This window comes from Nocardioides zeae, assembly GCF_010686755.1.
GTDB classification, from domain to species: Bacteria; Actinomycetota; Actinomycetes; order Propionibacteriales; family Nocardioidaceae; genus Nocardioides; species Nocardioides zeae.
The window spans coordinates 161,163-172,663 of the sequence record NZ_JAAGXA010000011.1 but is presented as its reverse complement, the minus strand read 5'-3'; the positions used below and the strand labels follow the sequence as shown (position 1 = coordinate 172,663).

General features: G+C 74.1%; 10 protein-coding genes. 6 read left to right on the top strand and 4 right to left on the bottom strand.

Annotated features, from left to right (window positions below; genetic code table 11):
* Nucleotides 1-438: 438 nt before the first annotated feature.
* Nucleotides 439-972, bottom strand: coding sequence for a DUF6318 family protein (locus tag G3T38_RS15955; protein ID WP_163773306.1), 534 nt, complete (start codon nucleotides 970-972; stop codon nucleotides 439-441).
* 233 nt (nucleotides 973-1,205) lie between these two features.
* Between G3T38_RS15955 and G3T38_RS15950 the strand changes: the two genes are divergently transcribed.
* Nucleotides 1,206-2,834 carry an MXAN_6640 family putative metalloprotease gene (locus tag G3T38_RS15950; protein WP_163773305.1) on the top strand — a complete coding sequence of 543 codons (1,629 nt, stop codon included), beginning with the start codon at nucleotides 1,206-1,208 and terminating at the stop codon, nucleotides 2,832-2,834.
* Nucleotides 2,835-2,925: 91 nt separating this feature from the next.
* Here the strand turns inward: G3T38_RS15950 and G3T38_RS15945 are convergent, their stop codons facing one another.
* Both G3T38_RS15945 and G3T38_RS15940 read right to left on the bottom strand, forming a co-directional pair.
* Nucleotides 2,926-3,327: a DUF5709 domain-containing protein gene (locus G3T38_RS15945; protein ID WP_163773304.1), complete on the bottom strand. Its 402-nt coding sequence runs from the start codon at nucleotides 3,325-3,327 to the stop codon at nucleotides 2,926-2,928.
* Nucleotides 3,328-3,355: 28 nt separating this feature from the next.
* A complete protein-coding gene (locus G3T38_RS15940; protein WP_338037701.1) occupies nucleotides 3,356-4,075 on the bottom strand; it encodes a M50 family metallopeptidase in 720 nt (239 codons plus the stop codon).
* Nucleotides 4,076-4,194: 119 nt separating this feature from the next.
* Between G3T38_RS15940 and G3T38_RS15935 the strand changes: the two genes are divergently transcribed.
* Entirely contained in the window at nucleotides 4,195-6,327 is a 2,133-nt protein-coding gene (locus G3T38_RS15935) for a S9 family peptidase (RefSeq protein WP_338037700.1), read from the top strand.
* 15 nt (nucleotides 6,328-6,342) lie between these two features.
* Here the strand turns inward: G3T38_RS15935 and G3T38_RS15930 are convergent, their stop codons facing one another.
* Entirely contained in the window at nucleotides 6,343-7,062 is a 720-nt protein-coding gene (locus G3T38_RS15930) for a PaaX family transcriptional regulator C-terminal domain-containing protein (RefSeq protein ID WP_163773302.1), read from the bottom strand.
* A 78-nt stretch (nucleotides 7,063-7,140) separates the two neighbouring features.
* On the opposite strand from G3T38_RS15930, the gene G3T38_RS15925 reads away from it, so the two are divergent.
* Genes G3T38_RS15925 through G3T38_RS15910 form a run of 4 tightly spaced genes read left to right on the top strand, consistent with a single transcriptional unit; the run spans nucleotide 7,141 to nucleotide 11,500 of the window.
* Nucleotides 7,141-8,769, top strand: a complete 1,629-nt coding sequence (locus G3T38_RS15925; protein ID WP_163773301.1) for an acyl-CoA dehydrogenase family protein — start codon at nucleotides 7,141-7,143, stop codon at nucleotides 8,767-8,769.
* A 49-nt stretch (nucleotides 8,770-8,818) separates the two neighbouring features.
* On the top strand, nucleotides 8,819-9,667 hold the full coding sequence (locus G3T38_RS15920) for a tetratricopeptide repeat protein (RefSeq protein ID WP_163773300.1): 849 nt from the start codon (nucleotides 8,819-8,821) through the stop codon (nucleotides 9,665-9,667).
* A 40-nt stretch (nucleotides 9,668-9,707) separates the two neighbouring features.
* Entirely contained in the window at nucleotides 9,708-10,991 is a 1,284-nt protein-coding gene (locus tag G3T38_RS15915) for a Fic family protein (RefSeq protein ID WP_163773299.1), read from the top strand.
* A 47-nt stretch (nucleotides 10,992-11,038) separates the two neighbouring features.
* Nucleotides 11,039-11,500, top strand: coding sequence for a PPOX class F420-dependent oxidoreductase (locus tag G3T38_RS15910; RefSeq protein ID WP_163773298.1), 462 nt, complete (start codon nucleotides 11,039-11,041; stop codon nucleotides 11,498-11,500).
* Nucleotide 11,501 lies beyond the last annotated feature (1 nt).

Here is an 11,501-nt window from a genome sequence, read left to right as displayed (position 1 = left end):
AGTCGGTGGGGCGTCCGGCTCCGGTGGCGAGGTAGGGGTTCTGCAGGTAGCCGCCGAGGTCGGTCTCGTTGCAGGCGATGCGTCCGGCGCAGATGTTGCCGAGGGCGAGGCCGGCGATGGCGGTGGGGAGGCAGATGGAGCTGTCGACGTAGGCCTGCCGCGCAGCCATGACCTGCGCCTGACTGCGGCCAGGGCTGGGGGCGGTGATGCGCCGGCTTTGGCCGTAATCGACGCTGCTGGTTCGTCCACGCTGGGCCCCGGCCCGGAACGACCGCTCAGACGCCCGCGTGCCAACCACGTCATCGTCGTCAGCCGACACCTGGACGGCCCGGTCGATCGACCTCGTCGGATGGGTTGGAAGGGACGGTGCCCCGTACGAGGCAGTGACCGTCGCGCACGCCGTCATCGCGAGGGCAAGCACCGCGATCCACGACCGCATCAGAGCTCCTCGGCGTCGAGCCAAGCGACGGCCCACCCGCCGCCGGACTGGACGAGACCGCACGTGAGCTCTCCGGTCGCACCCTCGCGATCCTCATTCGTATTGATCTCGGCCACCACGACGCGATCGGTCGTGGCCTGGTCCTCCCCCTGGGGCGCGAACGGCTGCGAGGTCAGCAGCTCCCACTGGCCAGGCTCCTGCTGACCAAAGGTGGACTCGATGTCATCGAGAACGGCTTCGCAGGTCGAGCACCCCGGAGCTGACTGCCGTGCAGGAGCCGTATCCCCGGTGACCAGCGCGTAGTTCACCAGCTCCACCCAGTGCTCCACGAACGCCACGGCGGCCGCGTCGTCATCACCCCGCGCCGCCTCCGGCAACACCGGCACCACCGGCGCCGACGAGCTCTCGCCACCACCCGGCCCCGAAGAAACCGACGACGAAGAAGACGGCGTCGAGGACGGCGGCCCCTCCGCCTCGCCCCCCGCGTCCGAGCACGCCACGAGCAGCGACGTACCGACGACGAGTCCGACCAACGTGCCCCCACGGCGTTGCATACGGTCCTCCACCGAGCCCGGGCCGACACGCCCGATCGCGTCGGCAACCGCGCACAATCTAGGACAGCCGCTACCTACCCGACCACCCCCGCGGGAGGGACCTGTGGAGAACCGCGACGGGTTCCGGCGGACGCCAGCGGACTGTCACCGCGGACCCCTAGGGTGTCGCCTGTCCGCACCGGGCGGACGCACGTCCCTGGGGGAGGATCCCTATGCGTTATCTCGCGCGGCCCGTCGGAGTGGCCGCTGTCGCCGTCCTGCTGGGGGCGACGCTGCTCCCCGGCGGCGCCGCCCGGGCGGAGGCCCCGTCCCCCGCCGCAGTCGTCGCTCTCGACGACCCGACCGACCCGCCGCCGCCGCTCGCGCTGCCGGCCGATCCCGCCGACATCACGCCCGAGCAGGCGCAGCAGGCCCTCGAGCGCGCGGAGATCCTCCTCGCCGGTGACGGGCCCGCGATCACGGCTGAGGGCACGCCCGAGTCGCCCACCCTGGCCCTGCGCGACCTCATGATCGCCAAGCCCAAGCTGCGCGGCGCCGACCGTGAGTCCGCGGACCGTCTGCTGGCGCGGCCGGCCGACGGCCCCAACGAGCCCGGCGGCGACGGTTACCCGGCCGGTTCCACGGTCAAGTCGGGCTGCACCGGCGGCATCTGCGTGCACTACGTCGACCGGGCGCAGAACGAGGAGATCGGTGCGACCTCCGCCTGGGCCTCGCAGACCGCGCAGGTGGCGAAGAACGCCTACGGCTACCTCGTCAACAGCCGCGGCTACCGCGCCGCGCCGTCCGACGGCACGCGCGGTGGCAACGCCAACCTCGACATCTACCTGACCGATCTCGGCAGCCAGGGGGTGTACGGGTACTGCGCCCCGGAGGCGTTCGTCCCAGGGTCGGACTACCGTGCGACGTCCTACTGCGTGCTGGACAACGACTACGCCGAGTTCGAGTCCGCGACGCCCCTCGACAACCTGCGGGTGACCGCGGTCCACGAGATCTTCCACGCGATCCAGTTCGGCTACGACGCGTTCGAGGACGCGTGGCTCTACGAGGCGACGGCCACCTGGATGGAGGAGGTCTGGGCCTCCGCCGTCAACGACAACCGGCAGTACCTGGGCGACGGCCAGCTGGCCCGCCCGCTCGTCCCCCTCGACGAGTTCGACGACGAGACCGGCAACGCCTACGGCAACTGGATCTTCTTCGAGTACCTGGAGGAGCGCTTCGGCGCCAACATCGCCCGCAGCGTGTGGGAGCGGGCCTCGGCGACGAGCAGCCCCGGCCAGCACTCGCTCTACGCGCTGCGCACCGTGCTCAACGGCCTGCGCGACGCCTCCGGCGCCCGCACGGAGTTCGGTCGTGAGCTCGCCGGCTTCGCTGCCGCCAACCAGGTCCCCGCGGCCTTCTACGACGAGGGCTCGAGCTACACCGGGGCCCCGGTGAACGCGGGCTACGCGGTCTCGAAGAGCACGACGCCGGTCAGCCGTCGCTTCAGCGTGCCCCAGCAGACGACGTACACGGTCCGCTTCCAGCCGAGCTTCTCGGCACCGGGAGAGCGTTACCGGCTGCGCCTGCGCTTCTCGACGCCCGCGGTGGCGACGTCCCCCGGCGCGTTCGTCGTGGTGCAGTACACGAACGGCACGGTCAAGCGGGGCGCGATCAGCCTCAAGACGGGCACGACGACGCAGTACCTGGCGTTCCAGCCCGGCCAGGTGCGGAACGTCTACGTCTCGTTCGCCAACGCCTCGTCGCGCCTCGTCTGCAACCAGGACACGGCGCGGGCGTGCGGTGGTGAGCCCGTCGACGACGACGTGCGGTACACGCTCGACGCGGTGGCCCAGCGCTACTGACGTCGGACGGTCGAGCGGGCGACGACGCCGCGTGCTCCCGGTGGGGGCACGCGGCGTTCGTCGTTCGGGCAGGTCCCCGACGGGACCTGCGTCAGACCTGCGGGTCGTCCTCGATGGTGTGCATGGCGGCCTCCTCGGCGCTGGCGCCCGCGCCGTCGATCCCGCCGTCCTGGGCGAAGCGGTCGTCCTCCCGCGTGTTGCCTGCACCGTCGTCGCTCGCCACGAGGCGACCGGTGCGCTCGGCTCCCACCTCGCCGCCCACGGGTCCGTCGACGACGTCGGCGTCGAGCTCCTCCTGGAGGCCGTCCCAGACGTCCGGCTCCTCCTGGGCCACGCGCTCGTCGATCGTCTCGCCCTCGAGCTCACCGGCGGCGGTGACGTCCTTCAGGTTGGATCCCCGCAGGCGCTCCGGCGGCGAGAAGCCCTCGTCGAGGATGTCGTCGACACCACGGTCGTCGAGCGTGTCCTGGGGCTGCAGCTGGTCCTCACTCATGGAGCGACGGTAGGCACGCGACTCAACCTCACGTGTCAGCCGCGGCCCACAGCAGCAGCGCGCCGACCAGCGCACCACCCGCGGTGACGGCCAGGAACACCGCCACCCAGAAGCCCCCCGGGAACGGTGTCAGCCGTCCCAGCATGTCGGCGTCGGAGTGCGGCGCACGCCCCTGGCAGCGCTGCTGCTGCAGCTCGAGCACCGGGCGTGGTGCGCCCAGGAGCAGGAACCACGTGGCGACGTACGCCGCCGCGACCTGCACGGGACCGCTCGCCCACCAGGTGACGGCGAAGATCGCGAGGCCGGCGACGAGCACCGCCCAGAGACCGAAGAAGTTGCGGATCTGGAGCAGCAGCAGGGCGAGCAGCAGGAGCGCCGTCCACAGTCCCGCCACGGCGTACCCCCGCGAGACGACGACCGCGGCCACCAGCCCCAACAAGGTCGGCGCGACGTAGCCGCCGAACGCGGTCGCGACCATCCCCGGACCACGGGGCCGCCCGCGCGACACCGTGAGGCCGGACGTGTCGGAGTGCAGCCTGATCCCCGCCAGCCGTCGACCGCTCAGGAGGGCGGCGACGCCGTGCCCGCCCTCGTGCACGATCGTGACGAGGTGCCGTGCGCGACGCCAGAGCGGGCGGTAGCCGACGAGCACCAGGGCGAGCCCCGCGGTCAGCGCCACGAGGCGGGGGTCGAGCGCCGGTTGGCGCGTGACGACGTCGCCCAGGACGCGGTCGAGGAGATCGGGCACGCCCCCAGCATGGCCCACGCCGCGCCCCGAGGCCCCGCGCAGGCCCAGGAGCAGTCGTGTCCCCATCGTGACCACCGGGCCGCTGCCGACTGTCGGTGGGCGTGGCTAACGTGCGAGGCGTGACTTTCTCGGACCACGCCCACGACTCCCACGACTCCGCCGCGCTGATTCCGGCGGGCTCGCCGTTCACCGACCTGGCCGACTACGTCGCGCTCCCCCGCGTGGAGTCGCTGACGCGCTCCGCGGACGGCGACCGCGTCGTGCTGACGGTGGCGACGCTCGACGCCGACGGCACGGGCTACGAGCGTGCGCTGTGGGAGGTGGACGCCGCGGGCGGCGGCACACCGCGACGCCTCACCCGGAGTGCAGCCGGCGAGTCGGGGGCGGCCTTCACCGGGGGCGGCACGCTCCTGTTCACGTCCTCCCGCACGGGGGGCGATGGTCCGGAGCGGGACGGCAAGCCGGTCCCCCAGCTCTGGGCGGTCGACGCGGCCGGCGGCGAGGCGCGCCCCGTCACCGCCCTCGCGGGCGGCGTGGCCGGCATCGCCGCCACGGCCCGCAACACCGAGACCGTCGTGCTCGCGGCCGACCTCCTGCCGTCGGCGGCCACCTTCGAGGATGATGCCCGCCTGCGTGAGGAGCGGGCGAAGCGGAAGGTCGCGGCGATCCTCCACGAGCACTACCCCGTGCGGGTCTGGGACCACGACCTCGGGCCCGACGAGCCGCACCTGCTCGCCCTCGACCTCGCGGCACTGGCGTCCGAGACCGCCACGACCGAACGGGGCGCACCGGACGCCGAGGACTCCCCCGCGCCGTACCCGGCCCACCTGCCCCGCCCCGCCGACCTGACGCCCCACCCGGGCCGCAGCGCCGACACGGCGGGAACGGCGCTGTCCCCCGACGGCCGCACGCTCGTCGCCGCGTTCCGGCGCCGCCAGGGACGGGGCGATCGCTTCGCCCTGGTGGCGATCGACGTGGCCACGGGCGCCCACACGACGCTGGTGGACGAGCTCTCGACGTACGTCGAGAACCCGACGGTGAGCCACGACGGCGCCTGGGTGGCCTACGTGCGCTCCGCCTTCTCGACGCCGGCCGGCCCCGCCGACCAGCACCTGTGGATCTCGCGCATCGACGGCACCGAGGCGCGCGAGGTGGCGGTCGGCTGGGACCGCTGGCCCACCGAGGTCGCCTTCGCCCCCGACGACCGCTCCCTCGTCGTCGTCGCCGACGACGACGGCCGCGGCCGGATCTTTCGCGTGCCGCTCGACGGTGGCGACGTCACGGCGCTCACCACCGACGACCACGCCTACACCCAGGCCCACGTCGGCCCCGACGGGTCCGTGGTCGCGCTCCGCTCGAGCTGGCAGGTCGCGCCCCACCCGGTCCGCGTCGAGGCCGACGGCACCGTCACCGAGCTCGCCACGCCCGCGCCGCCGCCCGCCCCCGTCGGCGCCATGACCGACGTGGAGACCGTGGCGGAGGACGGGTCCCGGGTCCGCGGGTGGCTCCTCACCCCGCCCGACGCCTCGCCGGAGTCGCCGGCGCCGCTGCTCCTGTGGATCCACGGCGGGCCGCTCAACAGCTGGAACGCGTGGAGCTGGCGGTGGTGCGCCCAGCTGCTGGTGGCGCGCGGCTACGCGGTGCTGCTCCCCGACCCGGCGCTCTCCACGGGCTACGGCCTGGAGTTCATCGCGCGCGGGTGGAACGCCTGGGGTGGTGCGCCCTACACCGACCTCATGGCGATCACCGACGCGGTCGTCGCCCGCCCGGAGATCGACGAGGGGCGCACGGCCGCGATGGGCGGGTCCTTCGGCGGCTACATGGCGAACTGGGTCGCCGGCCACACCGACCGCTTCCGCGCGATCGTCACCCACGCCAGCCTGTGGGCACTGGACCAGTTCCGCGGCACGACCGACGGGGCCTACTACTGGGACGAGATCTTCGACGACGCCGGGCTGGCCGCGAACTCGCCGCACCAGTTCGTCGACCGCATCTCGACGCCCTTGCTCGTCATCCACGGCGACCGCGACTACCGGGTGCCGATCGGCGAGGGCAACCGCCTGTGGGCCGAGCTCGCGCAGCACCACGCCGACGAGCACGGCGTCATGCCGCACCGCTACCTCTACTTCCCCGACGAGAACCACTGGGTGTTGAAGCCGCAGCACGCCGTCGTCTGGTACGAGACGGTCATCGCGTTCCTGGCCCAGCACGTCCTCGGCGAGCAGTGGGAGCGCCCCGACCACCTCGGGTAGGGCTCGGGTGACCCCTCACCCCGCGGCGCGGGCGGCGAGCTCGGCGGCGTACGCCGCGTAGACGGCCCGCAGCCGCTCCCCCGGCCAACCGGTCGGGCGGAGCGCGGGCGGCAGGAGCGGATCGGTGCCGATGTGGCGCACGAGGGCCGCCGCGCCGGCGAGGCGGTGCGCGGGGGTGGGCGCGTCGGCGACGTACGCCGCGAGCTCGTCCCCCTGCGCCGCCCAGGCCGCGAGGTCCCACAGGCGCGCGACGAGCCGGCCCGGGTCGTCGGGCCGGCTGGTCAGGGTCTCGAGCAGGTCGGGTTCGGCGACCGGCCCGGGGCGGGTCAGGTTCGCGGGGCGCATCCACACGCCCTCGCGCAGCTCGGCGAGCCGCAGCCCCTGCAGCTCGTCCCGCAGCGCGGCCCGGAGCGACCCCGGCCGGCCCCCGCCCACGACGACAGCGGTCTCCCAGGCGCCGTCCCACTCGCGCTCGCTGTCGGCCACCGCCTCGTCCTGCCGCAGGCGTCGGGCGACGTGGCGCTCGCCGAGCACGTAGGCGCCCTCCTCGCGCACGAGGTCCCCAGCGGCGACGGCCCGGGTCAGGGCGACCCGCATGGTGGCCGCCGGCACCCCCACGTGCTCGCCCGTGGCGACGAGCTGAGCGGCGGTCAGGCGCGCGGGGTGGGCACCGAGCAGCACGCTCACCGCCACCGAGCGAGCACTGAGGAGGGGGAGGTCGACCACGGGCGCCATCGTGCTGCATTACGTATCTCGACACAATCGTTGATGAATGCGTAATATCGGGTGCATCCGGCGACCCGAGGAGCAGCCATGACCACGACGCACGAGGTGCTCAACCAGGCACCGCCCCTCGAGGGCCACGACACCGCGCACGACCCCGCCCTCCTCGAGGGCGTCGAGCGCGAGGGCGCCGGCTGGGCACTCGACGAGATCCACGACCTCGGCCGTCTCGCCGGCACCGCCGAGGCCCGGGAGTGGGGTCGTCTTGCCGAGCGTGTGCCGCCGCGGCTCCACACGCACGACCGCTACGGGCACCGGGTCGACGAGGTCGAGTACGTGCCGGCGTACCACCGGCTCATGGAGACCGCCGTGACCCACGGCGTGCACGCGGCGCCGTGGGCCGACGACCGTCCGGGCGCCCACGTGGCGCGCGCCGCGAAGTTCATGGTCTGGTCGGTCGACGCCGGCCACGGCTGCCCGGTCTCGATGACGTACGCCGCGGTGCCGGCCCTCCGCCACGCCCCCGAGCTCGCCGCGCGGTTCGAGCCGCTGCTGACGAGCCGGGAGTACGACCCCGGGCTGCGCGACCCCGCCACCAAGCGCGGCCTCGTCGCCGGCATGTCGATGACGGAGAAGCAGGGCGGCTCCGACGTGCGGGCCAACACGACCACGGCGACGCCGCGGCCCGACGGCACCTACGAGGTGGTCGGGCACAAGTGGTTCACCTCGGCCCCGATGTCGGACCTGTTCCTCACCCTCGCCCAGGCGCCGGGCGGGCTCTCCTGCTTCGCGCTCCCCCGGGTGCTCCCCGGCGGCGAGCGCAACCCGATCCGCTTCATGCGCCTCAAGGACAAGCTCGGCAACCGGTCGAACGCGTCGAGCGAGATCGAGTACGACCACGCCACCGGCTGGCTCGTCGGCGAGGAGGGCGCAGGCGTGCGCACCATCGTCGAGATGGTCAACATGACCCGCCTCGACTGCGTGATCGGCTCGGCGAGCGGCATGCGCACCGCGCTCGTGCTGGCGACCAACCACGCCCGGCACCGCCGGGCGTTCGGCAAGGCGCTCCTCGACCAGCCGCTCATGCGCAACGTCCTGGCCGACCTGACGATCGAGTCCGAGGCCGCGACCACGGCGATGCTGCGGCTCGCGGGGGCGAACGACCGCGCCGTACGGGGCGACGAGGGCGAGTCCGCCCTGCGCCGGCTCGCGCTGGCGGTCACCAAGTACGCCGTGTGCAAGCGCGCGCCGATGGCCGCGGGCGAGGCGCTCGAGTGCCTGGGCGGCAACGGCTACGTCGAGGACTTCGACCTCGCGCGGATCTACCGCGAGCTGCCGTTGCTCTCCATCTGGGAGGGCTCCGGCAACGTCGCCGCGCTCGACGCCCTGCGCGCGATGGCGCGCGAGCCGCACACGGTCGATGCGTTCTTCGCGGAGGCGGAGCTGGCGGTCGGGGCCGACCGACGGTACGACGAGGCGCTGGCCCGCCTGAAGAAGGAGCTGACCTCGTTCGACGACATCGAGCTGCGGGCCCGGCGCGTCGTGGAGCAGCTCGCGCTCGTGTTCCAGGGCAGCCAGCTGGTGCGGCACGCACCCACCGCCGTCGCCGACGCGTTCTGCGCCACGCGCCTGGCCGGCGACTGGGGCCACGCCTTCGGCACGCTGCCCGCGGGCCTCGACCTGGACCCGATCCTGGAGCGCGCCGCGTCGGGCGTCTGAGACGGGGCCCGGAGGTTTCGCGCGCGCCACGAGGGTCAGGGTGACGGCCATGTCCGACCACCGCCCACAGCCCGCCCCCGACCCCGCGCGCCGGTCCGGCAGCCCGCCGTACGACGAGGCGCGCGACGCGCTCGACGACCCCGGCAGCAGCGCGGAGCGGCTGCTGGCCGCCGGCAACGGTCTCCGCGGTGCGTTCGCGCGGTCCGACCACCTCGTCGGTCTGCTCCCGTCGGACGCGTTCGACGTGATGCTCGAGGCCTACCGCCGCGCGGACGCGGCCGGCTCCCGCGAGGCGGCGGTCATCTGGCTCCAGCACGCCTACTTCGAGCGCCTCGACGGGCTCGCCGCCGAGGCCGCGACGCGGGTCGACGCGCTGGTGCAGGACGACCCCGACGGCACGGCGCACCTCCTGCGCGGGTGGATGCGGTTCAACGGCTTCGGCTTCGTCCAGGACGTCGCGGGGGCCGTCGCGGACCACGAGGCGGCAGCCGCCCGCGGGCACGCGGCCGGGGACTTCGAGCTCTCGGTGCTGTTCGGCACGGGACAGGGTGTGCCCGTCGACGAGGCGCGGTCGCTGCGCCACCTGCAGGCGGCCGCGGCGAAGGACCACCCGCGGGCGCTCTACAACCTGGCCGCCAGCCACGCCACCGGGCGCGGGGTGCCGCTCGACGCGGCGCGAGCCCTCGAGCTCTACGTGCGGGCCGCCGAGCGCGGTCACGCCGGCGCCGCCTTCACCGCCGGCGTGATGGTGCTGACCGGCGAGGGCACCGCGCCCGACCCGGCGATGGCCGGGGAGCTGTTCGCCGAGGCGCAGGACCTCGGCATGGACGTCGAGGAGCAGCTGGCCGCCTTCCCGCCGGTGCTGCGCGACCGGGCGCTGGCGGCGCTGCGGACCTGAGGGCTCCCCCGCGTCGTACCGAGGTGGGAGGATCGACCCCGTGACCCCGACCGGCGCCCCGACGGACACCGCCACCGACTGGCCGGCCCACGCCACCGAGCGCCGGCCGTGGCGCTCGTCGTCGGGGCGCGGTCCGCGCGCGGACCGCGCGGTGCGCTCGATCGACGTGCGGCTGCCGCCACGGATCGCCGAGGTCACCTACGAGCCCTCGCGCGCGCTGCGCACCCACCTCGCGCAGGCCGGCGACGGGCTCGTGCGGCTCGACCAGGTGCACGGCCGCAGCCTCGGCGCGCTCAACCAGCTGCTGCTGCGCACCGAGTCGATCGCGTCGAGCAAGATCGAGAACATCGAGGCGAGCCTGTCCGACTACGGTCGGGCACTGGCCGGTCAACGGGCGAACGCGTCCGCGGTGTCGATGGCGGCGGCGACGGAGGCGCTCGCCGGGATCATCACCACGACCGGGGCGTCGGGGCGACTGACGCTGGAGGCGATCCTCGGCGGCCACCACGCCCTGTTCCGCCAGCACCCGGATCTCGGGCCCGGCGCCGGTCAGGTGCGCACCCGGCAGAACTGGATCGGCGGCTCCGACTACTCCCCGCGCAACGCCCTCTTCGTCCCGCCTCCCCCGGAGACGGTCGAGCCCTACCTCGCCGATCTCGTGGCGTTCGCCAACCGTGACGACGTGCTGCCGCTCGCCCAGGCGGCGATCGTCCATGCGCAGTTCGAGTCGATCCACCCCTTCGTGGACGGCAACGGACGCATCGGCCGCACGCTCATCCACGCGGTGCTGCGACGGCGCGAGGTGACCCGTCGCCTCACCGTGCCGATCGCGTCGGGGCTGACGGCGCACCGCGAGCGCTACTTCGACGCGCTGGGCGACTACCGCACCGGCAACGCGGCGACCATCATCGGCCTGCTCGCCTCCGCGACCATGTGGGCGACCCACGAGGCGCGCCGCACGGTCACCAACCTGCAGCTGGTGCACGACGACTGGGCCGAGGCGCTCGGGCACCCCGAGCCCGGCACGCCCGACTCCGCCGCGCTGCGGGTGCTCATGGCCGAGCCGATCATCACCACCCCCGCCCTCGGCGGCCGCCTCGGCCTCGACGCCGCCGCGACGGACGCGCTCCTCGACCGGCTGCGCCGCGGTGACGTCGTCGCGCCCCTCACCCCGAAGCGCAGCGACCGCGTCTGGGGCGCGCACCTCGTGCTCGACGAGGTGCGCGACCTCAGCTCCCGCATCGAGGCGCTGAGCCGTCGGGACGCCGGCGACCCCGGCAACGAGGGCGGGCCGATCTGGGCGCGTCCCTGGCTGGGGCACTGACCGCCCCGCTGGCAGGATCGGGGCGACCCCACCGGCAGGAGGAGACCATGGCCCGCACCATCGCCACGTCCGACCGCGTCGAGCGCGACGAGCTGCTCGACTTCGTGCGCCCCCGGCACCGGATGGTGCTGCTGACGGAGCGCGCCGACGGTACGCCGCAGGCGTCGCCCGTCACGGGGGGCCTGGGCGACGACGGCTCGATCCTCATCGCCACCTACCCCGAGCGCGCGAAGACGACGAACGTCCGCCGCCGTGCCCGTGCCAGCGTCGTCGTGCTCTCCGACGACTGGGACGGCCCCTGGGTGCAGGTCGACGGCGACGCCGAGGTGCTGGACGTGCCCGAGGCGCTCGACGCGTTCGTCGAGTACTTCCGCAACATCGCGGGCGAGCACCCCGACTGGGACGAGTACCGCCAGGCGATGCTCGACCAGGGCAAGTCGCTCATCCGGATCACCCCGACCCGCTGGGGTCCCGTGGCGACCGGCGGCTTCCCCGCGCGCCTGGCCTGAG